The 23,108-nt window shown below is 63.5% G+C and carries 19 protein-coding genes and 3 tRNA genes; 8 read left to right on the top strand and 14 right to left on the bottom strand.

What is annotated here, in order from left to right; translation table 11 throughout:
- Positions 1–5 precede the first annotated feature (5 nt).
- Positions 6–707: an ABC transporter ATP-binding protein gene (locus tag AWB81_RS08210; RefSeq protein ID WP_062634028.1), complete on the bottom strand. Its 702-nt coding sequence runs from the start codon at positions 705–707 to the stop codon at positions 6–8.
- On the opposite strand from AWB81_RS08210, the gene AWB81_RS08215 reads away from it, so the two are divergent.
- Positions 706–1,389 carry an arylesterase gene (locus AWB81_RS08215; RefSeq protein WP_062634030.1) on the top strand — a complete coding sequence of 228 codons (684 nt, stop codon included), beginning with the start codon at positions 706–708 and terminating at the stop codon, positions 1,387–1,389. The two genes, AWB81_RS08210 and AWB81_RS08215, sit on opposite strands and share 2 nt — an antisense overlap.
- 141 nt (positions 1,390–1,530) lie before the next feature.
- Positions 1,531–1,872 (top strand): hypothetical protein, encoded by a 342-nt coding sequence (locus AWB81_RS08220; RefSeq protein WP_062634031.1) that lies wholly within the window; start codon positions 1,531–1,533, stop codon positions 1,870–1,872.
- Between the two features lie 114 nt (positions 1,873–1,986).
- Here the strand turns inward: AWB81_RS08220 and AWB81_RS08225 are convergent, their stop codons facing one another.
- From AWB81_RS08225 to tig, 8 genes are all read right to left on the bottom strand, one after another.
- Positions 1,987–3,912 (bottom strand): SurA N-terminal domain-containing protein, encoded by a 1,926-nt coding sequence (locus AWB81_RS08225; RefSeq protein WP_062634033.1) that lies wholly within the window; start codon positions 3,910–3,912, stop codon positions 1,987–1,989.
- Between the two features lie 88 nt (positions 3,913–4,000).
- Positions 4,001–4,077: transfer RNA gene (locus AWB81_RS08230), tRNA-Asp, on the bottom strand.
- A 47-nt stretch (positions 4,078–4,124) separates the two neighbouring features.
- Positions 4,125–4,200 (bottom strand) — tRNA-Val (locus AWB81_RS08235).
- Between the two features lie 66 nt (positions 4,201–4,266).
- Complete coding sequence (locus AWB81_RS08240; protein WP_062634035.1) at positions 4,267–4,539, bottom strand: HU family DNA-binding protein; 273 nt, start codon at positions 4,537–4,539, stop codon at positions 4,267–4,269.
- Between the two features lie 267 nt (positions 4,540–4,806).
- Complete coding sequence (lon, locus tag AWB81_RS08245; protein WP_062634037.1) at positions 4,807–7,230, bottom strand: endopeptidase La; 2,424 nt, start codon at positions 7,228–7,230, stop codon at positions 4,807–4,809.
- Between the two features lie 189 nt (positions 7,231–7,419).
- Entirely contained in the window at positions 7,420–8,691 is a 1,272-nt protein-coding gene (gene clpX / locus AWB81_RS08250; RefSeq protein ID WP_062634039.1) for an ATP-dependent Clp protease ATP-binding subunit ClpX, read from the bottom strand.
- Between the two features lie 163 nt (positions 8,692–8,854).
- Complete coding sequence (gene clpP, locus AWB81_RS08255) at positions 8,855–9,508, bottom strand: ATP-dependent Clp endopeptidase proteolytic subunit ClpP (RefSeq protein ID WP_062634041.1); 654 nt, start codon at positions 9,506–9,508, stop codon at positions 8,855–8,857.
- 139 nt (positions 9,509–9,647) lie between these two features.
- Entirely contained in the window at positions 9,648–10,994 is a 1,347-nt protein-coding gene (gene tig / locus AWB81_RS08260) for a trigger factor (RefSeq protein WP_062634043.1), read from the bottom strand.
- 460 nt (positions 10,995–11,454) lie between these two features.
- On the opposite strand from tig, the gene AWB81_RS08265 reads away from it, so the two are divergent.
- Entirely contained in the window at positions 11,455–12,600 is a 1,146-nt protein-coding gene (locus AWB81_RS08265) for a glycerate kinase (protein WP_062634045.1), read from the top strand.
- Positions 12,601–12,698: 98 nt separating this feature from the next.
- Here AWB81_RS08265 and AWB81_RS08270 read toward each other — a convergent pair whose 3' ends face one another.
- The 3 genes from AWB81_RS08270 to AWB81_RS08280 all read right to left on the bottom strand — a co-directional run bounded on the left by AWB81_RS08270 (position 12,699) and on the right by AWB81_RS08280 (position 17,074).
- The gene (locus AWB81_RS08270) at positions 12,699–14,126 is read right to left on the bottom strand and encodes a PepSY-associated TM helix domain-containing protein (protein ID WP_062634046.1); all 1,428 of its coding nucleotides are present in this window, start codon (positions 14,124–14,126) and stop codon (positions 12,699–12,701) included.
- 38 nt (positions 14,127–14,164) lie between these two features.
- Entirely contained in the window at positions 14,165–16,540 is a 2,376-nt protein-coding gene (locus AWB81_RS08275) for a TonB-dependent receptor (RefSeq protein ID WP_062634048.1), read from the bottom strand.
- A gap of 81 nt (positions 16,541–16,621) precedes the next feature.
- A complete protein-coding gene (locus tag AWB81_RS08280; RefSeq protein ID WP_062634050.1) occupies positions 16,622–17,074 on the bottom strand; it encodes a DUF2946 domain-containing protein in 453 nt (150 codons plus the stop codon).
- A 277-nt stretch (positions 17,075–17,351) separates the two neighbouring features.
- On the opposite strand from AWB81_RS08280, the gene AWB81_RS08285 reads away from it, so the two are divergent.
- Positions 17,352–17,438, top strand: a tRNA-Leu gene (locus tag AWB81_RS08285).
- A 196-nt stretch (positions 17,439–17,634) separates the two neighbouring features.
- Positions 17,635–18,474: a squalene/phytoene synthase family protein gene (locus AWB81_RS08290; RefSeq protein ID WP_062634052.1), complete on the top strand. Its 840-nt coding sequence runs from the start codon at positions 17,635–17,637 to the stop codon at positions 18,472–18,474.
- 4 nt (positions 18,475–18,478) lie between these two features.
- On the opposite strand, the gene AWB81_RS08295 is transcribed toward AWB81_RS08290, so the two are convergent.
- A complete protein-coding gene (locus AWB81_RS08295; protein WP_062634054.1) occupies positions 18,479–19,489 on the bottom strand; it encodes a DUF1501 domain-containing protein in 1,011 nt (336 codons plus the stop codon).
- Between the two features lie 19 nt (positions 19,490–19,508).
- Entirely contained in the window at positions 19,509–19,913 is a 405-nt protein-coding gene (locus AWB81_RS08300; RefSeq protein WP_062634203.1) for a hypothetical protein, read from the bottom strand.
- Between the two features lie 246 nt (positions 19,914–20,159).
- Here AWB81_RS08300 and ompR point away from each other — a divergent pair, with 246 nt between their 5' ends.
- The 3 genes from ompR (at position 20,160) to AWB81_RS08315 (ending at position 23,069) form a co-directional block, all read left to right on the top strand.
- Entirely contained in the window at positions 20,160–20,885 is a 726-nt protein-coding gene (ompR, locus tag AWB81_RS08305) for a two-component system response regulator GluR (protein WP_062634056.1), read from the top strand.
- Between the two features lie 52 nt (positions 20,886–20,937).
- Positions 20,938–22,308: a two-component system sensor histidine kinase GluS gene (locus tag AWB81_RS08310; RefSeq protein ID WP_062634057.1), complete on the top strand. Its 1,371-nt coding sequence runs from the start codon at positions 20,938–20,940 to the stop codon at positions 22,306–22,308.
- Positions 22,309–22,520: 212 nt separating this feature from the next.
- A complete protein-coding gene (locus tag AWB81_RS08315; RefSeq protein ID WP_062634059.1) occupies positions 22,521–23,069 on the top strand; it encodes a peroxiredoxin in 549 nt (182 codons plus the stop codon).
- The last annotated feature ends 39 nt before the right edge of the window (positions 23,070–23,108 follow it).

Consider the following 23,108-nt stretch of genomic DNA (forward strand, 5'->3'; position numbering starts at 1 on the left):
GTGGTTTACACGCCGAGGCCGTTCACGAGCCGCCCTGCTTCGATCGTCACCGTCGCATCGCAGCGCCCGGCGAGTTCGGTGTCATGCGTGACGAGCACGAGCGTCGCGCCGTTGCGGCGGTTCATTTCGAACATCAGGTCGATGATCGCGTAGCCGGTCGCGGCGTCGAGGCTGCCGGTCGGTTCGTCGGCGAAGAGGATGGCCGGATGCGTGACGAACGCGCGCGCAAGCGCGACGCGCTGCTGTTCGCCGCCCGACAGCAGCTTCGGATAGTGCCCCGTGCGTTGTGCAAGCCCGACCTGGTCGAGCAGCGACCGCGCACGCGCCGCGATCTCGCGGTGCGGCATCTCAGCGCGCAACTCGAGCGGCAGCATCACGTTTTCGAGCGCCGTGAGATGCGGCATCAACTGGAACGACTGGAACACGAAACCGACCGAGCCGCTGCGGAGCGCGGCGCGCCCGTCTTCGTCGAGTTCCCCGAGTTCCTTGCCGAGCAGGCGAACCGAGCCCTCGCTCGCGCTGTCCAAACCGGCGAGCAAGCCGAGCAGCGTCGACTTGCCCGACCCCGATGCGCCGACGATTGCCACGCTGCTGCCCTTCGGAATCGCCAGGTCGATCTGATCGAGGATCGTCAGTTCACCTGTTGCGTCCTTGACCCGCTTGCTCAATCCCCGTACTTCGATGACTGGTTCGATATTGTTTTGCATGGAAAACTTCAAGGTGAACTGGGACGCACGCGCTGCGGTGCTCGTGACGCTGGCGGCGCTTGCGCTGACTGCGGGATCGCCACTCGCCCATGCGGCGGACGCACAGGCTGCTCAGTCGAAGCCGACGATCGTCGTGCTCGGCGACAGTCTCTCCGCTGAATACGGCCTGCCGCGCGATACGGGCTGGGTCAACCTGCTGCGCGAGCGCCTCGCCAAAGAGCGTCTCGATTATAGCGTCGCCAATTCGAGCATCAGCGGCGACACCACGAGCGGCGGGCTAGCCCGGCTGCCGGCGGTGCTGAGCCGCCTGAAGCCGGCGGTCGTCGTGGTCGAACTGGGCGCGAACGATGCGCTGCGTGGCGTGCCGCTCGCGACGACCGAGGCGAATCTTCGGTCCATCGTCGAACGATCGGAGGCCGCGCACGCGAAGGTTTTACTCATCGGCATGTACGTTCCTCCCAATTACGGCCCCGACTACTCGCAAAAGTTCCACGGCGTCTACGAGCAGTTGTCGAAAGAGAAAAAAGTGCCGCTCGTCCCGTTCCTGCTGGCCGGGATAGCTGACAAGCCCGCCATGTTTCAGGCCGACCAGATCCATCCAACGGTTCAGGCCCAGCCCTTGCTATTGGAAAACGTCTGGCCAAACCTGAAACCGCTGCTGGGCGCGACGGCCTCCAGATGATTCGTTGACATGAGTCGGGAGACCACGGCGCCGGGCACATTTCAGACAAAACGCGGAACAAGGCCATGATTCAGGTATCTGAGACTTTCGCGTCACTCTTAAAACCCGGCTCCGCAGTGAGCGCCCCAACAAGGAGGTAACGTGAAATATTTATCCCTTCTCGCCATGACCGTTGCGATCTCGGCGTGTGCCGCCCAGCCGCCCGCAGGTGTGCAGCAGGTGGGCACGAGCCAGAAGGCTCCGAAAGTCGTCGCGCAGTGCATCTCGCAGAAATGGGCTGACAAGTCGCAGCAGCAGGTCGTGTCGCAGAATACGCTCGCCAATGACCAGGCCCTCGATGTCTACGTTCCGGGCCAGCAGCCGCCTGCGGGCGCCGCAGCGGTCGTGCGTCCCAACTGGACGGGTCCGGGCTCGTGGGTCGGCTTCCGTGCCTCGGGCGCGGCCGGCAGCGAAGCAACCGGCGATATCCAGACTTGCCTGTAATTCACGAGTCGCGTCCACGCGACCGCTGACGCTCAAACGCTCAAGCGACAAAAAGCCCCGCTGGTTTTCACCAGCGGGGCTTTTTTTCATTGGCCCTGATTTCGCCCTGATCGCTTACTGCTGGCCAGCCGTCGCCGGCGCTTGAGTGATCTTCACCTTGGAGCGCGCCTTCAGCGACTCGAGATACGCTTCCATCTCCGCTTGCGCATAGACCTGCGCGACCTGCTGCTGCGCGCCCGCCAGGCGGTCCGCGGCGACCGGCGTGGCCTTCTGGATGCCGTTCACGCGGTAGATCGCATAACCGTCGTTGCCGAGATCGACGCCGACATAAGCCGGCAGCTTCGACGCATCCGCCTTGAAGATCGCGCCGAGCGCAACAGGCGGCATGCCTTGCGGGTCGTTGCGCGACACCGTCGATACCGACGAGAAGCCCGCCGTCGAATTCGATTTCTGCACTTCGGCCAGCTTCGCCGCGCCATCCTTCCTGGCCATCGCAGCTGCTTCCTCAGCGACGACCTTCGCGCGCACCGTGTCCTTCACCGTGTCGAGCGCGGGCACCGCGGCTGGCTTGTAGTCGGCCACACGGGCGGCGATCAGCGTGTTGCCGCCGACGTCGATGGCTTGCGTGTTATTGTGGTCCTTCACCGAGTCCGGCGCGAACACGGCTGCGAGGAACTTCGCGTTATTGAGCGGGTTGTCCTGCGGCAATTGCGGATTGGGCGTCGGCGCGACGGTCGCCGTCTGGATCTGGAGCTTGTACTTGTCGGCGGCGGGCTGCAGCGTCTTCGACTTCTCGTACACGGCGTCGGTGAAGCCCTGCGCATCGTCGGCCAGACTCTTCGACGCCTGCTGCGCCACGTAGTCCTTCGTGAGGGCGTCCTTCACTTCGTCGAACGGCTTCGTGCTCGCCGGCTTCACGTCGGTGGCCTGGATGATGTGATAGCCGAAGTCGGATTGCACGACATCGCTCACTTCGCCCTTCTTGAGGCCGAACGCGGCGTCGTCGAAGGCCTTGCCGCCCGCGATCATGCCACGGCTGAAGTAGCCGAGATCGCCGCCCTTCGATGCCGAGCCAGGGTCTTCCGAATTTTTCTCCGCGATCTGCGCGAACTGGTCCGGATGTGCCTTCACCTGCGTGAGCAATTCGTCGGCCTTTGCCTTCGCCTTCGCCTTGTCGGCCGCGCTCCCGTCCTTCGGGGCGTTGATCAGGATGTGGCTCGCCCGCACTTCGCCTTCCGTGCGATAGCGCTGGATATTGTCGTCGTAGTACTTCTTCAGGTCGGCATCAGTTGGTTTGATGACAGCCGACAACGTCGACGGCGACAACACCAGGTACTGGATCGAAGCCGTCTCGGGCGTCGCGAATTCATTGCGATGCGCGTCGTAGTAGAACTTGATCTGCGCGACGGTCGGCTGGACCTTCGACGTGTAGTCCGCCGTGCGGAACGCGAGCCCCTGCACGTCGCGGCGCTGCTCGGCAAGCTCGGTGAGACTCTGCGCCAGCGCCTTCGAAGTGAACGCGCTCGCCTGGATGCTGCCCGGGATCTGGTCGGTGGCGAGGCCATAGCGGATGCGCTCGTCGTATTGCTCGGGCGTCATGCCCTGCATCGCGAGCAGTTGCTTGTAGCGTTCGACGTCGATCGTGCCGTCGGGCTTGCGCAGCGACGAGATCACCGGATCGGCGAGCAGCGCGCGGCGCACGGCCTCGTCGGATGCGGTCAGATGCAGGCGCTGCGTTTCGTCGGCGAGCGCGCGCTGCTGCACGAGGCTGTCGACGAGCGCCGTGCGCATCGCGGGCGTCTCGAACATCTTCGGATCGAACTGCGCGCCGAGCATCTGCCGCGCGCGATCGACTTGCTGGCGCAACGCGTTGTCGTATTCGATGCGTGTGATCTTGTGACCGTTCACGCTCGCGACATTCGCGTTTTCGTCGAAGAAACTGCTGAACCCCTGAATGCCGACGATCCCCAGACCCGGCACAATGATGAGGATCAGGAGCGCCATCATCAGGCGTTGGTGATTGCGGAAAAAATCGAGCATGCGTAACGCTGCCTTAAGACAAAACGCCCGATATTACAGCAGCGGGCAATAAAAAAGGCGAACCGGAGTTCGCCTTTCTCGTAGATGCTGGCGGAGTGGACGGGACTCGAACCCGCGACCCCCGGCGTGACAGGCCGGTATTCTAACCGACTGAACTACCACTCCTTTTGTTGCTGCTTACTGCTCTTGGTATTGCTCTTCGAATTCGGAACTGGTGGGTGCTGAGAGGCTCGAACTCCCGACCTACGCCTTGTAAGGGCGCCGCTCTACCAACTGAGCTAAGCACCCGCTCCGCGATTCGTCCACCGGATTGTGAAGACGCTTTTTTGAAGCACCCCCTATCCAGCGAGTCCGCTAGTTTAGCGCATCTTTCAGCGCTTTGCCAGGGCGGAATTTGGGCACCTTGGCTGCCTTGATCTTGATCGCATCGCCCGTGCGCGGGTTGCGTCCGGTGCGCGCGACGCGCTTGCCGACCGCGAACGTACCGAAGCCCACGAGGGTCACCGTGCCGCCCTTCTTGAGCGTGCTGCGCACGCCGCCGATCACTGCGTCGAGTGCGCGGCCGGCTGCTGCTTTGGAGATATCGGCTTGCTGCGCAATATGGTCGATCAGTTCCGTTTTGTTCATTGTGATCCCCGAGTCTTTAGTTGCACGATGTTGTCGATGTAGTCCTTCATCGAAGCCGATCGCTTCGACGGGCGTCCGGCCAAGCCGGGCGCGGCGCTCATTAGAAGCAGCCGAAAGAGCCGTGTCAACGAGGGTTGCGCCTGATTTGGACCGTTGTGCAGCGCTTTAGAAGTCGTCGTCGAAAATGAAAAAACCCGCGGGGATTCGAGTCCGCGGGTTTTTAGTGCTCAGTAACGCAACAAGTGTTGCGTTACCGATGTCGACGCCTTAGTGCTTGACGAACTCGCCGGCTGCAGGCGAATCCTTTTGCGCTTCGGCGGCGACCGGTGCCGGCTTCGCTTCCTCTTCAGGCAGCGCCTCCGGCACACGTTCGAGCGCGAGTTCGAGCACCTTGTCGATCCAGCGAACCGGAATGATCTCGATTGCGTTCTTCACGTTGTCCGGGATGTCCGCGAGATCCTTCGTGTTCTCTTCGGGAATCAGCGCGAGCTTGATGCCGCCGCGATGCGCCGCCAGCAGCTTCTCCTTCAGTCCGCCGATCGGCAGCACTTCGCCGCGCAACGTGATTTCGCCGGTCATCGCCACGTCGGCACGCACCGGGATGCCGGTGAGCACGGACACGAGCGCCGTCGTCATCGCGATACCGGCGGACGGACCGTCCTTCGGTGTCGCGCCTTCGGGCACGTGAATGTGGATGTCCTTCTTCTCGAAGGCTTCATCCGCCACGCCCAGACGCCGCGAACGCGAGCGAACCACCGAGCGCGCCGCTTCGACCGATTCCTTCATCACGTCGCCGAGCGAACCCGTGCGGATCACGTTGCCCTTGCCGGGCATGGACGCCGCTTCGATCGTCAGCAGATCGCCGCCGACTTCCGTCCACGCGAGACCCGTTACCTGGCCGACCTGGTTTTCCTTCGCAGCCAGACCGAAGTCGTACTTGCGCACGCCGAGGAAGGTGTCGAGATTGCTGCCGTCGACCTTGACCGCACCTTCCGCCTTCTTCAGCAGCAGCATCTTCACGACCTTGCGCGAGATCTTCGAGATTTCACGTTCGAGCGAACGCACGCCCGCTTCACGCGTGTAGTAACGAATGATGTCGCGGATGGCCTGCTCGGTCACATCGACTTCGCCGTCCTTCAGGCCGTTGTTGCGCTTCTGCTTCGGCAGCAGGTAACGCTGCGCGATGCTGACCTTCTCGTCTTCGGTGTAACCCGAGAGGCGGATGACTTCCATCCGGTCGAGCAGCGGCGGCGGAATGTTCAGCGAGTTCGACGTCGCGACGAACATCACATCCGACAGGTCGAAGTCGACTTCGATGTAGTGATCGGCGAACGTATGGTTCTGTTCGGGATCGAGCACTTCGAGCAGAGCCGACGCCGGATCGCCGCGGAAATCCATGCCCATCTTGTCGACTTCGTCGAGCAGGAAGAGCGGATTGCGCACGCCGACTTTCGCGAGGCTTTGCAGGATCTTGCCCGGCATCGAGCCGATATACGTGCGGCGGTGACCGCGAATTTCGGACTCGTCATGCACGCCGCCCAGCGCCATGCGCACGAACTTCCGGTTCGTTGCGCGTGCGATAGACTGCCCGAGCGAGGTCTTGCCGACGCCCGGAGGCCCGACCAGGCACAGGATCGGCGCCTTCACCTTCTCGACGCGTTGCTGGACCGCGAGATACTCCAGAATGCGTTCCTTGACCTTTTCGAGGCCGAAGTGGTCTTCGTCGAGCACGCGTTCTGCATTCGTGAGGTCATTGTTGACCTTGCTCTTCTTGCGCCACGGCAGGCCGATCAGCGTGTCGATGTAATTGCGCACGACCGTCGCTTCCGCCGACATCGGCGACATCAGCTTGAGCTTCTTCAGTTCGGCGTCGGCCTTCTTCTTGGCTTCCTTCGGCATGCGTGCGGCGGTGATGCGCTTCTCGAGTTCCTCGAGATCCGCGCCCTCTTCGCCTTCGCCCAGTTCCTTCTGGATGGCCTTGACCTGTTCGTTCAGGTAGTACTCGCGCTGGCTCTTTTCCATCTGACGCTTCACGCGTCCACGGATGCGCTTTTCGACCTGCAGGATGTCGATTTCGGCTTCGAGTTGCGCGAGCAGATGCTCGAGGCGCTCGATGACCGGGAACATCTCGAGGATGTGCTGCTTCTGGTCGAGCTTGAGCGGCAGATGCGCGGCGATCGTGTCGGCAAGGCGACCCGCTTCGTCGATGCCCGACAGCGAGGTCAGGATCTCCGGCGGAATCTTCTTGTTGAGCTTCACGTACTGGTCGAACTGCGACACGATCGCGCGACGCAGCGCTTCGGTTTCGGCGCTGTCGGCGTGGTCGGGTTCGAGCGGCATCACGTCGCACGAGAATTGGGTTTCCTGCTCTTCGATGGAGAGCGTCTTCGCGCGCTGCAGGCCTTCGACGAGCACTTTCACGGTGCCGTCGGGCAGCTTCAGCATCTGCAGGATGTTGGCGATACAGCCAACTTCGTACATGTCCTTTTCGGTCGGCTCGTCCTTCGCCGCCGTTTTCTGGGCGACGAGCATGATGTGCTTGCCGCCTTCCATCGCGGCTTCGAGCGCCTTGATCGACTTGGGCCGCCCGACGAAGAGCGGAATCACCATATGCGGGAAAACGACTACGTCGCGCAGCGGAAGCAGCGGGAGCGTGATGCGTTCCTGCGGGAGGAGTTGGGTTCCTGACATTTCATTTCCCCAGTAGTGGAATCAGTTCGTTCGTAAGTAAGGCCTGCGGACATCAAATACAAGCCTACGCATGAGGGAAAAGTTCAGTTCGAAAAGATCGCGTCAGTAACGTCCACAAGATATCCGAAAAATAAACAAAAAGCCGTTCACGTTGCCATGAACGGCCTTTCGCCGACACACAGCCCAATCTCAGTTCGAGCCCGCTACCTTCGGTGCATCTTCATAGATGAGCAGTGGCTTGCCGTCGCCGTCGATCGTGTTGTCGTCGACAATGACCTTGCTCACGCCCTTCATCGTCGGGAGTTCGTACATTACGTCCAGCAACGCCTGTTCCAGAATCGAACGCAGTCCGCGCGCGCCGGTCTTGCGGCGGATCGCCTTCTGCGCAATGGCCTGCAACGCCGCCGGACGGATTTCGAGTTCGACCCGTTCCATGTTGAAAAGCTTGTGATACTGCTTCACGAGCGCGTTCTTCGGCTCGATCAGGATCTTCACGAGCGCGGTTTCGTCGAGCTTGCCGAGCGTGGCGACCACCGGCAGACGGCCGATCAGTTCCGGAATCAGGCCGAACTTGATCAGGTCTTCCGGTTCGACGTCGCGCAGCACTTCGCCCGCATCGCGCTCCTGCTTGCTCTTCACGCTCGCGCCAAAGCCGATGCCGGTCTTTTCCGTGCGATCGGTAATGACTTTTTCGAGCCCGTCGAACGCGCCGCCGCAGACGAACAGGATGTTGGTCGTATCGACCTGGATGAAATCCTGGTTCGGGTGCTTGCGCCCGCCTTGCGGCGGCACCGACGCCATCGTGCCTTCGATCAGCTTGAGCAACGCCTGCTGGACGCCCTCGCCCGACACGTCGCGCGTGATGGACGGGTTATCCGACTTGCGGCTGATCTTGTCGATTTCGTCGATATAAACGATGCCGCGCTGCGCCTTGTCGACTTCGTAGTTGCAGTTTTGCAGCAGCTTTTGAATGATGTTCTCGACGTCTTCGCCGACGTAGCCGGCTTCCGTCAGCGTCGTCGCATCGGCGATGACGAACGGGACGTTCAACATTCGTGCAAGCGTCTGCGCGAGCAAGGTCTTGCCCGAGCCGGTCGGCCCGATCAGGAGAATGTTGCTCTTGGACAGCTCGATCTCGTCTTTCTTGTCGAGATGTTTGAGACGCTTGTAATGGTTGTACACAGCCACCGCGAGAATCTTCTTCGCGCGTTCCTGGCCGATCACGTACTGATTAAGAATATCGCTGATTTCCTGCGGGCTCGGCAGGTCGGACTTCGAGAGTCCGGCTTCTTCCGCCGCGCCGGCTGCTTCGTCGCGAATGATCTCGTTGCACAGATCGATACATTCGTCGCAGATGAACACCGACGGGCCAGCGATGAGCTTTTTAACCTCATGCTGGCTCTTGCCGCAAAACGAGCAATACAACAGCTTTTCGCTGTTTGAACCTTTTTTGTCCGCCATAGATGTGTAAGCCTCCGGACACTCGATTACATAATACGCCCTTCGATCTCGTCACGCAGATACGGCCGGCGCGACAACGAAAGGTCACTGGCGTTCTGCCGCAGGCGCTTCGGGCGGGCTGGCTTCGTTCGGCAAGCCAGCGCGATGTTGCTTGAAAATGCGATCAGGGACGCTTGTGCAGCACCTGGTCGACGAGACCGTAGGCTTGCGCGTCATCGCCGGACATGAAGTTGTCGCGGTCGGTGTCGCGCGCAATGCGCTCGACCGGCTGACCCGTGTGATGCGACAGCAACTGGTTCAGGCGCTCCTTCAGGTACAGGATTTCGCGCGCCTGAATCTCGATGTCGGACGCTTGGCCGCGTGCGCCGCCAAGCGGCTGGTGGATCATCACGCGGGCGTTCGGCAGCGCAACGCGCTTGCCCTTCGCACCGGCCGCCAGCAGGAACGCGCCCATGCTTGCAGCAAGACCCATGCACAGCGTCGCGACGTCGGGCTTCACGAACTGCATCGTGTCGTAAATCGCCATGCCCGCCGAAACCGAACCGCCCGGGCTGTTGATATAGAGGCTGATGTCCTTGTCTGGATTCTCGCTTTCGAGGAACAGCAACTGCGCGACGACGAGATTCGCCGTCTGGTCGTTCACTTCGCCGACGAGGAACACCACGCGCTCTTTCAGCAGACGCGAGTAGATGTCATAGGCACGTTCGCCGCGGCCACTCGTTTCCACGACCATCGGAACGAGGCCGAGCGCCTGGGCTTCGAAGTCCCGCGGCGCATTTGAGGCGAGTGTGTCGAGCAATTGAGCGCGAAAGGTCATGCAATTTCCTTGTTCGGAATAGGGATACTGGACCACACAAGAACATTCAGCGGAACAACGGCATCCGCTCGCACAAACTTTAATGCAAAAAGGCGTGCGGGCCGTCACGCCGACGACCCGCACGCCCCTTGGACGTCGCTTAAGGCTGCGCTGTTGCGCTCGCCAGTTCCTCGAAGCTGACTTCCTTGTCGGTCACCTTGGCCTTCCCGAGCACGAAGTCGACGACGTTGCTCTCTACAACGTACGCTTCCATCTCGGACAGGCGCTGCTGGTTGGAATAATACCAGCGGACGACTTCCTTCGGGTCTTCGTAGCTTTTGGCGAATTCGTCTACTTCCGCACGGATCTGTTCCGGCTTCGCCTGCAACTCGTTCGCCTTCACCAGCTCTGCAAGAACGAGGCCCAGTTTCACGCGGCGCTCGGCCTGCTCGGCGAACATTTCGGCCGGGATCGGCGCGTCAGCCGCGTTCGGCACACCGCGCTGCTGCAGATCCTGGCGCGCCATCTCGACGAGACGCTCCTGATCCTGCTCGATCAGCGCCTTCGGCACGTCGAGTTCGGAGATCTTGAGGAGCGCATCCATGACCTGGTTCTTCACGATCTGCTGCGTACGGCGCTTCGCTTCGCGCTCGAGGTTGTCCTTGATTTCGGCGCGCATCTTCGAGAGATCGCCGTCTTCGATCCCGAGTGACTTCGCGAATTCGCCGTCGATTTCCGGCAGATGCGGCCACTCGATCTTCTTCATCGTGATCGTGAATTGCGCCGTCTTGCCCGCCACTTCCTTGCCGTGGTAGTCCTCGGGGAACTTCAGGTCGAATTCGCGCGATTCGCCGACCGCGAGGCCGAGCGCCGCCTTTTCGAATTCCGGCAGCATGCGGCCTTCACCGAGCACGAACGAGAAATCTTCCGCGCTGCCGCCCTGGAACGCTTCGCCGTCGATCTTGCCGACGAAATCCATCGTCACGCGGTCGCCGTCCTTGGCCGCGGTTTCGCCGCCGCCGTCGCCATGCTCGCCCGCTTCGCCGCGCGCGTGGTAGTGCACGCGCTGCTTGCGCAGGATGTCCAGCGTCCGGTCGATTTCGGCTTCCGAGATGGTCGTGACCGTGCGCTCGATTTCGGCCGTCGCGACGTCGCCCAGCTTCACTTCCGGATAGATCTCGAAGGTCGCGTCGAACGCGTAGGCGTCGGCCGGCGCTTCGTCACCCTTCGGCGCAAAGCTCGGCTGGCCTGCGACGCGCAGGTTTTCGGCGCGCGTCACGTCGAAGAACTCCTTGCCGACCTTGTCGCTCAGCACTTCGGCTTCGACCTGGCCCTGGTACTGCTGCGTGACCATCTTGAGCGGCACCTTGCCCGGGCGGAAACCCGGCATGCGCACGTTCTTCGCCAGTTGGCGGATACGCGAATCCACTTCCTTCTGCACCGTGTCCTTCGGCAGGGAAATGGTCACGCGGCGTTCGAGCTTGCCGAGGTTTTCAACGTTAGCCATGGCTTCTATCGTCCTAGAGTATTCGGGTATTCGGGTTCGTTTGACGGGTGTGTCTGGTCTGTGGCTGGTTCGTACCGCGCCATGCCCGGCGCCGCGCACCGGGAGCGCTCGCGCGCTGCATGTTCCGATGTCCGGGCTGCCGTCGACGTGTTACGAGTCAACAGAGCCGAACATTTTAGCAAACAATTCGATGCCCTCGCCGCGTTTGCCTGCCCGGTGCATAAATCGGGGCATTTCCGGGCCGATTTCGGCGTTAATCCGCGTTTCTGAAGGCCGAATCCGCGCGCACAATGCCGGCTATCGCAGCGACGCTATTTTGCGCAGCGCGACGCGCTGATAAGCTTGCCGGCGCGACGCGCATCCGCTTTTGGCCGTCCGGCCACGCGGGGAGCGCATGCGGCAAGGGAGTTACATGAGTCCTCGCCGCGCGATTTCAATCCATTCCAATACCCGAGACACCATGCCAAACGCCATGTCCGCACCTGTCGTCGTCATCGCTCCTGATTCCTTCAAAGGCTCGCTCAGCGCCGAACAGGTGGCGAACGCCATCGCGACGGGCGTGCGGCGCGCACGCGCGGATGCCGTCGTGCGGATCTGCCCGATGGCCGATGGCGGCGAAGGCACGCTCGACGCCATGCTCGCGGCGGGAGGCGAGCGCCGCATGCTGGACGTGCGCGGCGCCGCGGGCGACCGGCGCCAGGCGGCGACGGGCCTGCTCGGCGACGGCAGCGCGATTCTCGAGACGGCGGAAGTCGTCGGCATCACCGACGCGGACGGCATGGCCGTTCCGGTTACCGAACGCGATACGCGCGGCATGGGCGAAGCGATCCGCGCGCTGCTCGACCTGGGGGCGCGGCGCTTCTATGTGGCGCTCGGCGGAAGCAGCACCAATGACGGCGGCGCGGGCCTCCTGGTCGGCCTCGGCCTCAGGCTTTTCGATGCCGACGGCAACGAACTCGCGCCGACGCCGTCGTCGCTGCCGAAGATCGCCCGCATCGACGCCTCCGGGCTCGATGCGCGACTGAAGGACGCGGAATTCATCGGCATGTCGGATGTCGACAATCCGCTCACCGGCGAGCACGGCGCGACCGCGATCTTCGGGCCGCAGAAAGGTGTCGAACCCGCGCAGGTGAAGGACGTCGATGCTGCCCTCGCCCATTTCGCCGATCTGCTCGAACCGGCGCTCGGACGCGACACCCGCGACAATCCGGGCGCGGGCGCGGCGGGCGGCCTCGGCTTCGCGCTGCACATGCTGGGTGCGCAGTTCGAGCCGGGCGCGGAGGTCGTCGCGCGCAAGATCGGGCTCGATGCGGCGCTCGAGGGCGCGAGCTGGCTCATCACCGGCGAAGGGCGCTCGGATGTGCAGACGCTGCACGGCAAGGCGCCGTTCATCGCGTGCAAGCATGCGCGGGCAGCGAACATCGAAGCGACGCTGATGTCGGGCGGGATCGATCCGGCGGCGCTGCCGCGCCTGTCCGAATTCTTCAGCGGATGCTTTTCACCGGCGCCGGGCCCGATCACGCTCGAAGTCGCGATCCGCGATGCCGCGACGCTGCTTGCGAACGAAGCCGAGCAGCTCACGCGGTTGAAGTTCGGCGTGCGGTAAGGCGGGTTGACGCGCTCGCGCGACTGACGCTCGTCGGCGAGCTGCCTGGCGAGCGCGCGGCGCCGCGTCGGCGTCGCGTGCCTTGCATCGTGACCCGCTCACGACTCCGCCCGCTGCACCCGCCCGAACACCAGCCGGTCCGATACCCACACGATCAGCATCGTCAATCCCATCAGCGGGAACACGAGGCCGAGCATCGTCAGGCCGCTCTTCCACGCGCGCATCGGGAGGCGCTGCGCGGGCCGCGCCGGCGCGCCGAGCGCGCGCTCCGGACTGCGCTTCCACCACATCACGAAACCGGTGAGCGCCATCGCGGCGAGCCCGAGCGAAATCGCCCCGCAGACGAGCTGGTTCGCGAGCCCGAAATAGCGCCCCATGTGCAGCGACGTCCCAAACGAAATCCACTGCGCGACGCGGCCGTAATCGTTGTAGGCGATGTCGGCCAGGACCTTGCCGCTGTACTGGTCGACGTGCAGCGTGCGCTCGTCGCGCGGATCGGCGGGAAAGGACGACACCGTATAGACGCCATTCGCGGACGTCGGCAGCGCGATGCTGTAGCCGTCGCTCACGCCTGGCGCCGACGCCAGCGCGACCACCGAGTCGAGCGAAATGCGTGCGGCGCCCGCTTCGGGCGCGGTGGCGTCCGGCACCGGCGTGAGGCCCACGGCCCACGGCGTCTGCGCGAGCGGCAAGTCGTCCATCTTCATGCCGGACATGCCGGCGTGCGCATTTGCGTCGGCATCGGCAGCGGCTTCGGCGGGTGCCGACGGTTTCTCCGAATGCACGTGAGCCTCGCCCCAGGCGCCCTTCGGATAGCCGAGTTGCGCCGATGTCGCGAGCGCCTTGAACTGCTTGCCCCACGAGCCGGACCACGGCAGCCCGCTCAGCACGAAGAACAGCGCGCCTGCCGCGAGCCAGATGCCGCCGACCGCATGGATGTCGCGCCACCACGCGCGCCCGCGAAGTGTCAGGCGCGGCGTCCATACGCCGCCTTTCTGTCGCGCCTTCGGCCACCACAGCGCGATGCCGGTTCCGATCATCACGAGCGTCCAGCAGCCCGCGAGTTCCATCACGAGTTCGCCGGTCTTGCCGAGCATCAGTCCGCGATGCAGGTTGCGGATCTGCTTCATCAGGCGATGCTCGACGGAGAGCGTGCCGAGCACCGCGCCCGTGTACGGATTCACGTATACGCTTTCGCTCTCGCCGGACGGCAGGCGGAACACGAACTCCGCGCTGCGGCGCGGATCGGCGTCGATCTGCGCCGTGGTCGGCACGGCGTTGCGCGGCTCGCTCGCGACGGCTTTAGCGAGCAGCGTGTCGCGCGGCAGGCGAGGCGCGGCCTGCTCCTCGACGATCATCCGGTCGCGATAGAGCAGCGGCTCGATCTGCGGCTGGAAGCAGTACAGCGTGCCGGTGATCGCGAGCACGATCAGGAGCGGCATCACGAAGAGTCCCGCGTAGAAATGCCAGCGCCACAGCGTCCGATGCTGGTCGGCCGCGACGTTCAAAGTGTTGCTTCCTTGCATGAGCGTATCCCCAGGAATGAATGACTGACGGCCCCGGCTCAGATGCCGATGCGCCCTTCGAGATAGAAGGTCCGCCCTGCATACGGATGGAACACGTAATAGCGATGGTCGAAGAGATTGTCGACACCGATGCCGATCTCGGTTTTCCTGGTCGGCCGGTAGGTGAACTTCGTGTCGACGACCGCGTAGGTGCTCGTGCCGCCGTACGTGTTCGGATTGGTGTCGGTGTTGGTGAGCGTGTTGTACTGGCGGCCCGAATAGCGCGCGGCGAGCGTCACCGCGGCCTTCTCGGTGGCGCGATACGTCGCGACGACGTTCGCGCGCCAGAGCGGTATGCGATAGAAGTACTTCCCGACCGACGCCGGATTGCTGCTGTTCGCGATGATCTTCGACTGCGTGTAGGCGACGTTCGCCGCGAGGTCGAGCCCGCGCAGCAGCACGTCCTGCCCTTCGTAGCTCGTCTCGATGCCGCGCGAGCGCACCTTGTCGATGTTCTGGAAGTTCGTGACGTTCGGAATGACGGTCGTATTGGTCTGGCTGAAGATGGTGTTCTTCACGTCGTCCTGGAACAGCGTGAAGCGGTACAGGCCATTGCCGTGCTGCCACTCCGCGGTGAGTTCCTTCGAGAGATCGTCCTCGGGCTGCAGGTTCGGGTTGTTGTTGACGATCGAGATGCCGTTGACCTGCCCCTGAAACAGCTCGCCGACCGTCGGAAAACGATAGGCGCGGCCGATCGACGCACGCAGCAGCAGGTTCGAAGTGACATCGAACGAAAGCGATGCCTTCGGCGACCAGTGGCTTTCGCTGGCATCGCCATAAGCGAGCGACGTCGCGCCGAGCGAGCGCGTGCCGTCATACGCGTTCCAGTTCTCGTAGCGCGCGCCGTAGGTCAGCCGCCAGCGCGGCAAGAAGCGCCACGAATCCTGCACATACGCGGCCTGGGTCTGCGTGCGGCCGCCAAATGCATTCGCGAACGACCCGTTGCCGCCATCGCGCCAGGCGGCGGTGTTGTACGTCTCGTTGTCGAGAAAGTAGTTGTCGTAGTGGTAGCCGAACGAGACCCAGTGCGCGGCGAGTCCCGCATCGGCCGAGGGCGGCGTCCACGTCGCGCGCAGATCGAGCGACTTCCAGCCGGCGCCGTCGCCATACGCGATCGTGCCCGGGCCGTCGCCCGGCACGCCCGAACTCGCCGTGCGCGCGATGCTCTGCGTCACGTCGAAATAGGATGCGACTGCTTCGCCGTTCCAGCCGGTTTCATTGCGCGTCCTGAGCGACAGACCGTAGAGGAAGTTTTCGCTCGATCCCTGGCTCGGCGCGAACGCCGCCGCCGACACGTTGTACTCGAACCCGCCGATATTCACGAGCCCGCTATACACCGGATTGCCGTTCGCGTCGCGCAGGAAGGTTTGCGTGTCGCTGTTGTACTTCTGGTGCCAGTAGCCGAGCGTGAACCCTGCCTGCAGCGTCGGCGTGAGGTCGTAGGCGAGCCTCGCCCTCAACTGGTCCTGAAACGTGCGCTCGATCCCTTCCGCCGACACGCCGAGCACCGCCGTGCGGGCGTTGTTCTGGTCGTTATAGAAATACGCGCCGGTGACGGGCCGGTCGGTCGGCTTCGCCGCTGTCGTCGATTGCGGGAGCGTCGCGAACTGCAGCGGCTGGCTCGTGTTCTCCAGATGATCGACGCCGATCAGGTACGAGAACCGCCCGATCTTGTCGCCGATCGTCGCCGAACTGTTCGTGCCGTTGAAGCTGCTGTTCACGCCGAACAGGTCGAAGTGCTGCGTGTAGCCCTGCACTTTCGCGTCGGCCTGGAACTGCGTCGGCATGCGCGTCGTGATCGCGACCGTCGCGCCCATCGAGTTGCCCGGATACAGCGCGGAATACGGGCCGTAGATCACGTCGGTGCGATCGATGTCGTCGGCGAAGACCATCGACCAGCGAGGCGCGAACGTAAACGTGTTGCCGAGGAAGTTGCTAAGCAGGAGGCCGTCTGCATAGACGAGGCCGCGCGCCGTCTGCGAGTTGCTCGTGCCGCGCACGGCGATCGTCGAATTGACGTCGCCGATAAAGCGCTTGCGCACGGCCATGTTCGGCGCGTACTTGAGCACGTCTTCGAGCGTGACGACGTTCCAGTACTGGAACTGGTCAGCCGTGACGGTCGAGACGCTCGCCGGGAGATTCGAATCGAGCGGCGGCCGCGACGCCGCGGCCGTCACGACGACCGGAGCGAGCGCGGCGGCTTCGTTCTCCGACTGAGCTGGTGGCGCTTCTGCAGTGGTTGCGGCGTACGCCGCCTGCGCCATCAGCGAGAGAGGAAGCCAGGCGTACGGCAGGCGCACGCGGGCGAACGTGCGCGAGCGCACGGGAGCGCGGCAGCCCGATGGCTGCCGCGCTCGCCTGAATAAGTCGAGCATCGGAAAATCCTGAAGAGGTGAACGCGGGATCGGCCGGGCGCAAAGACGCACCGGCGTGGCGATCCGGACGAATGACGGACCTCAGGAAACGATGGGAGGCGCGCGCGGACGCGCCGCGTTGAAGGACTTGGCGTGGACGGCTGGCGTCCCGGCCGTGACGGCGACGCGGGTAACGCGCTCGACCCGCTCTGCGCGCGGCGCCGCGCCGGGCAGCAGCGGGAGACTATGGGCGAGCAGCCCGCAGTACGAGCACGCGTCGAAATGATCCGCAGCCGACGCGTGGTGGCTATCCGGAGCGGCGGCTCGGGCGGTCTGTTGATAGCCGCCGTGATGGTGCCCGCCCTCGTCCTCCTGCGCGGCGAGCGCGCCTGACGCCAGCGTCGAAACGAATTCGGCCGAGCACATCGGCGCTTCGGCATCGGCGACGCCTGAGCGCGCCGCGATCGTCTGGCTCACGACCGGCGCGACAATAGCGAGCCACATGGCGGCAATGCCGAGCCATGCAACGATGCGATTGCGCGATGTGCGGGTCATGGATTGCCTGAGCAATATCGAGACAGGAATTGTAGGCAGGACGCATGACACGCGCAATCGCCGGCGGTGAATGCCGTGTATCGGGCGCGAAAGCCTTCGTCGCGATACCGGCCGGCCGTGACAGGGCGTCTGTCGGGACGGTTCCCCTGGTGCAGACATCACAGGTCGAATCGGTTAGAATCTTGCGCTTGGCGCGGCGGGCGCGCGGTTTTTTCAAACGTCCGTGCAAGCCCCGACAGAGCGGATCGCGCGTTCATTGCGGCGCGCGCATCAGGCGGCGAGGATGGCGAAATTGGTAGACGCACCAGGTTTAGGTCCTGACGCCAGCAATGGTGTAGGGGTTCGAGTCCCCTTCCTCGCACCATCACTGCGGTTCCAAAGCAGTGACGACTCCGCAAAGTAAAACCCCGTGACACTCGGCGCCATCGTGCTGCAGCATCGGGCGCCACGAAAAAAGCCATTGATGTTCAATGGCTTTTTTTGCTCAGGCCGATAGTTCCCGACATGCCTCCGGAGAGAAGCATGTAAAGAGAACATGCCATCCCACTACGCCGACTCCAGTGAACTTCGACGACTACTGCCAGCAAAAGGCCGCTCCCGATGGCTCAAGCACGTACTACGCGCTGCGTCGCGCGCCGGCCGCGAGCCAGCCGCTCCTGACCGCGCTCTACGCGCTGCGTCGCGAGCTGGAGGAGACCGTCAAGGAAACCAGCGACCCCACCATCGGCCGCACGAAGCACGCGTGGTGGCAGAAGGAACTCGCGAGCCTCTTCGGCGGCGAGCCGTCGCATCCGGTGACGAAGGCGCTCGCCGCGCACGGCGGCCGCTCGAATGCGGCGCTGGACGATGCAGGCCTCGCGTCGTTGCAGACGCTCGTCGACGGCTTCGGCATGGATCTCGATCAGGCGCGTTACCTCGACTGGCCCGGCCTCGCCCGCTATCTCGGCCAGACGGGCGGCGCGTTTGCCGTCGCGGTGGCGCGTGTGAACGCCCGCGACCCGGCGCAGGCCGCCGTCTGGGCCGCGTCGCTCGGCTCGGCACTGATGCTGGCGGAACGCGTGCTGGAACTCGGTGATGATGCGCGTCACGGCCGCATCTACATTCCGATCGACGAGTTGCAGCGCTTTGGCGTGACGGCCGCCGACCTCATCAACCGCAAGTACAGCGACGACTTCACCGCGCTGATGCGCTTTCAGGTCGAACGGGCGCGCAAGTCGCTGAACGACGCGCTCGCTGCGATTCCCGCGAGCGAGCGCACAGGCCAGCGGCTTTTGCGCGCGCAGGCGGCGCTGGCGCTCGCGGCGCTCGACGAAGTCGAACGGGAGAATTTTCAGGTGCTGCATCAGCGCATCGCACTCACGCCAATTCGCAAGCTGTGGATCAGCTGGCGCACGCGCTGACTGTTCACGCGAAGAGCAGCGGCAACGGCTCGAAGCGCTGACGCAGGATCGCGCTGGCATCGAGATCGAGCCATGAGCCGAGCACGGTGGCATAAAGCCGGCGAAAGTCGATCGCGACCGGCAGGTTGCCGTTGCCGTCGATGCTCGCGAGTGCCGGCGTCGCGCCGTACAGCCCGCCGCGCACGCTGCCGCCCGCGACGAAATGTGGCGCCGCACTGCCGTGGTCCGTTCCGCCGGTCTGGTTTTCGCGGGCGCTGCGTCCGAACTCCGAGCACGTCATGATGAGCGAGTCGTCCCAGCGCTTTAGGGACACGAGTGCGCGGCGAAGCGCAACGAAACCGTCCGACAGCTCTTTCAGCAGCGCGGCATGCCGAAGCGCCTGATTCTGATGCGTGTCGAAGCCGTTGAGCGTCAGGCGCAGCACGGTAATGTCCTGATTGGAATCGGCCGTGGCGAGCATCCGCATCGCCGTATCGACCGATGCGGCGAACGACGGCGCGGCAACGTGCCGCATCGGGAGGCCTTCTATCGTGCCCTTCGCGAACGGCCCGGCCTCCGCACTGCCGATCGCGATCGTCTCGGCGCGCAGCGAGCTTCCGAGCGCACGTGCAAGCCAGCCGTCGCGCAGGTACTGATCGGCGTGCGATGCGGTGTCCCAGATTTCCGTCGACCGGAAGTGCGAAAGATTCGGCTGCGCATAACCGACGCCCTGCACGACGGCCAGCCGGCCATCGCGCCAGAGTGGCATGAGCGGCTCGATGGCGGGATGAAGCGCGATGCGTTCGTCGAGTTGCAGCAGGCGGTCGCGCTCGAGACCGACCGTCGGGCGCAGCGTGCGATATAAGGAATCGGCAAACGGGACCACCGTATTGAGCCCGTCGTTGCCGCCCTTCAGTTCGACGATGACGAGGGTCTTGCCGGGGTTCTTTCTGGTCGACGCATGTGACGTGTCGACAAGTACGCCCGGCGCGCACATGGCAGCGCCGCTCATCGACAGGAACTGGCGCCGGTTCATCGCGGACCGCCGGGAAGGCTCACCGCTTGTAGAGATCGCGGACCGCTTCCTCGATATGCTGCCGCAACAAACGTCTTTCGTCGGCGGTCATGACGGCATGACGGGGCGGCCGCGCGGGCGGCTGGTCGGTCTGCTGGATGGTTTGCATCGACGCGGGCTTCGGCGGATCGCTGTTGCGACTACCGGCCTGATTCTTGCCCATGTTCTGGTGCGCGCGGATGATACGGCCGTCGTAGCGGTTGGGCGGCGTGGTCACGGTGCGGTCTGACGCGGCGGCGTCGCGGGTCGAATTCCACGAGGTCTGCGCGTAGGCGGGAGCCGCCACGGGGGGCATGGTCAGTGCGCCGTAAAGCGCGCTAGCAAGTAGCGTCTTCTTGAAGATGCGCTCGGGGCGCACAGGTACGCGCTGACGCGCTCCCTTCATGTTGTTCCCTTCGTTGCTCGACAACCGGACAGTTCTCAGTCTCTTTTGCGCGGGCGGCACGGCCTCTGTGCGGCGCCGACGCAGAGCGTTGGTCTAATGAAGTATCTACCGAATGACGGGCTTAGGTAAAGGAGTGTACGCACAGAACCTATATGGCGTGCCACAGCCCCCGTAAATTTTGTAACCAACTGTTACGCTGGAATTGTTACAAACTCGGCCCCTTTCTAATCGCGCTAAGATGCCGCCATGGAAACCAAGAATCCTTCAAAAATACTCGTAGTCGACGACGATCCCCGCCTTCGCGACCTGCTTCGGCGCTATCTCGGCGAACAGGGCTTCAACGTCTATGTGGCTGAGAACGCGCCGTCGATGAACAAGCTATGGGTGCGCGAGCGTTTCGACCTCCTCGTGCTCGACCTGATGCTTCCCGGGGAAGACGGCCTGTCGATCTGCCGGCGCCTGCGCGGCAGCAACGACCGTACGCCGATCATCATGCTCACCGCGAAGGGCGAGGATGTCGATCGCATCGTCGGCCTGGAGATGGGCGCGGACGACTATCTGCCGAAGCCGTTCAATCCGCGCGAACTCGTCGCGCGCATTCATGCGGTGCTGCGTCGCCAATCGCCGTCGGAACTGCCGGGCGCGCCTTCGGAAACCACCGAGGTGTTCGAGTTCGGCGAATTCGCGCTGAACCTCGCTACGCGCACGCTCACGAAGAATGGTCAGGAAATTCCGCTGACCACGGGTGAATTCTCGGTCCTCAAAGTGTTCGCGCGCCATCCGCGCCAGCCGCTCTCGCGTGAAAAGCTGATGGAACTCGCGCGCGGCCGTGAATACGAAGTGTTCGATCGCAGTCTCGACGTGCAGATCTCCCGTCTGAGAAAGCTGATCGAGCCCGATCCGAGCAGCCCGCGCTTCATCCAGACCGTGTGGGGCCTCGGCTACGTCTTCATCCCAGACGGCGCCGCATAAGGCGTCCCGAATCACGCTTGGTGACCTTCACCGGGCAGGACCAGAAAGACTCATGCGCATCGACAGGCGGCTACTGACGCTCGCGTTCGGCGGCCTGTTCTGGCGGACTTTTGCGCTGATCGCGCTGTTGATCGCGGTCAGTCTCGCCGCCTGGTTCCAGAGCTTTCGCGTTATCGAGCGGGAGCCGCGCGCGCAGCGCGTGGCCCTGCAGCTCGTCGCGGTCGTCAAACTCACCCGCACCGCCCTCCTTTATTCCGATCCCGATCTGCGCCGCGCCTTGCTGCAGGATCTGGAAAGCAATGAAGGCGTGCGCGTGTACCCGCGCGAAACCAGCGACAAATACAAACTCCAGCCGGACGAATCGCTGAACCGGCTGATCGAGCGCGACGTGCGCGGCCGGCTCGGCAACGAGACGATCATCGCGCAGTCGGTGAACGACATTCCGGGCGTCTGGATCAGCTTCAAGATCGACGACGACGACTACTGGGTCGCGCTCGACCGCGATCAGCTCGATACCGTCACCGGCCTGCAGTGGGCCGGCTGGGGCATATTCGCGCTCGCCCTCTCGCTCTTCGGCGCGGCGTTCATCACGAGTCTCGTGAACCGGCCGTTCGCCCGGCTTGCGCTTGCCGCGCGCAAGGTCGGCTCGGGGCAGTCGCCCGAACCGCTGCCTGAGCGCGGCATGGGCGTCGCCGCGGAGACCAATCGCAGCTTCAACCAGATGGTGCAGGACCTTGAGCAGCTCGAAGCGGACCGCGCGCTGATGCTCGCGGGCATCTCGCACGACCTGCGCACGCCGCTCGCGCGTCTGCGGCTCGAAACCGAAATGAGCCCTTCCGACGAAACCACCAAGCTCGCGATGATCGACGACATCGAGCAGATGGACATGATCATCGGGCGCTTTCTAGATTACGCACGGCCAATGCAGCGCATGCCGGAAGCCGTCGACCTGTCGATGATCGCCGGTGAACTGGCCGCGCGGTTTCATGCGGACGAAGGCGTCGTGATGAAGACGGATTTCGCTCAGGGTGCGATGATCGAAGGCGATCCGACGGATGCGCGGCGCGTGATCGGCAATTTGCTGGAGAACGCGCGCAAGTACGGCCGCAGCGAGCACGACGACATCGCGCGCATCAGGCTGGAGACGCATGTGACACATGGACGCGTCGAGCTGACCGTGATGGACGAGGGCCGCGGCATCCCCGACGATCAGGTCGCGTTGATCACCCGCCCGTTCTATCGCGTCGACACCGCGCGCACGCAGGCGAACGGCACGGGCCTCGGCATGGCGATCGTGCAGCGGCTCGTCACGCGCCAGCGCGGCACGTTGCGGCTGCGGAACCGTTTGCCAGGTCCCGGCTTCGAAGTCACCATCGACTTTCCCGTCGTCAAGGGCGGCAAGTTCGATGCTCAACGGGACTAGCCAAAATGCGCAATCCAGGGGCAAAAAACTATCACGCCGTTCGCCAAAAGCTATCCGGTGCGTTAGTTAAAATCTATTGAATAAATTGTTTAATAGAGTTATAGTGGGATTCGTGTGACGGCAGCGGCAAACGCTTCGGGCGTCATGTCATGCTGGCGTTACGGCGATCAGGTAATTTGGTTTGTCCTTCCAACGAACACAGGAGTAGTCATATGAAGACCGTGGGCGATAAAGTCGAAGCGTTTACCGTCACCGCTGCAAAGCCGGGTTTCAACAATCACGAAGAAAACGGCCAGTCGGCGTTCGAAGAGATCACCGAGCAGTCGTTCCCGGGCAAGTGGAAGATCATCTATTTCTACCCGAAGGACTTCACGTTCGTCTGCCCGACGGAAATCGTGGAATTCGGCAAGCTCGCCAACGACTTCGCCGACCGCGACGCCATCCTGCTCGGCGGCAGCGTCGACAACGAGTTCGTCAAGCTCGCATGGCGCCGTGAGCACAAGGACCTGAACAAGCTGAACCACTACTCGTTCGGTGACGTGAAGGGCGAGTTGATCGACCAGCTCGGCGTGCGCGACAAGGAAGCCGGCGTGGCCCTGCGCGCGACGTTCATCGTCGACCCGGACAATGTCATCCAGCACGTTTCGGTGAACAACCTGAACGTCGGCCGCAGTCCGGAAGAAGTGCTGCGTATCCTCGACGGCCTGCAAACGGACGAACTCTGCCCGTGCAACCGCGCTGTCGGCGGCGCAACGCTGTAAGCATTCGCGCACGCGTCACGCGCGTTCGACGGCTTGACG

It is taken from the genome of Caballeronia arationis (genome assembly GCF_001544975.2).
GTDB lineage: Bacteria > Pseudomonadota > Gammaproteobacteria > Burkholderiales > Burkholderiaceae > Caballeronia > Caballeronia arationis.

Coding starts and splice junctions, on each gene's coding strand:
- AWB81_RS08215 (WP_062634030.1), top strand. CDS start 706: ATGGAAAACTTCAAGGTGAACTGGGACGCACGCGCTGCGGTGCTCGTG.
- AWB81_RS08210 (WP_062634028.1), bottom strand. CDS start 707: ATGCAAAACAATATCGAACCAGTCATCGAAGTACGGGGATTGAGCAAG.
- AWB81_RS08225 (WP_062634033.1), bottom strand. CDS start 3,912: ATGCTCGATTTTTTCCGCAATCACCAACGCCTGATGATGGCGCTCCTG.
- AWB81_RS08240 (WP_062634035.1), bottom strand. CDS start 4,539: ATGAACAAAACGGAACTGATCGACCATATTGCGCAGCAAGCCGATATC.
- lon (WP_062634037.1), bottom strand. CDS start 7,230: ATGTCAGGAACCCAACTCCTCCCGCAGGAACGCATCACGCTCCCGCTG.
- clpX (WP_062634039.1), bottom strand. CDS start 8,691: ATGGCGGACAAAAAAGGTTCAAACAGCGAAAAGCTGTTGTATTGCTCG.
- clpP (WP_062634041.1), bottom strand. CDS start 9,508: ATGACCTTTCGCGCTCAATTGCTCGACACACTCGCCTCAAATGCGCCG.
- tig (WP_062634043.1), bottom strand. CDS start 10,994: ATGGCTAACGTTGAAAACCTCGGCAAGCTCGAACGCCGCGTGACCATT.
- AWB81_RS08265 (WP_062634045.1), top strand. CDS start 11,455: ATGCCAAACGCCATGTCCGCACCTGTCGTCGTCATCGCTCCTGATTCC.
- AWB81_RS08270 (WP_062634046.1), bottom strand. CDS start 14,126: ATGCAAGGAAGCAACACTTTGAACGTCGCGGCCGACCAGCATCGGACG.
- AWB81_RS08275 (WP_062634048.1), bottom strand. CDS start 16,540: ATGCTCGACTTATTCAGGCGAGCGCGGCAGCCATCGGGCTGCCGCGCT.
- AWB81_RS08280 (WP_062634050.1), bottom strand. CDS start 17,074: ATGACCCGCACATCGCGCAATCGCATCGTTGCATGGCTCGGCATTGCC.
- AWB81_RS08295 (WP_062634054.1), bottom strand. CDS start 19,489: ATGAACCGGCGCCAGTTCCTGTCGATGAGCGGCGCTGCCATGTGCGCG.
- AWB81_RS08300 (WP_062634203.1), bottom strand. CDS start 19,913: ATGAAGGGAGCGCGTCAGCGCGTACCTGTGCGCCCCGAGCGCATCTTC.
- ompR (WP_062634056.1), top strand. CDS start 20,160: ATGGAAACCAAGAATCCTTCAAAAATACTCGTAGTCGACGACGATCCC.
- AWB81_RS08310 (WP_062634057.1), top strand. CDS start 20,938: ATGCGCATCGACAGGCGGCTACTGACGCTCGCGTTCGGCGGCCTGTTC.
- AWB81_RS08315 (WP_062634059.1), top strand. CDS start 22,521: ATGAAGACCGTGGGCGATAAAGTCGAAGCGTTTACCGTCACCGCTGCA.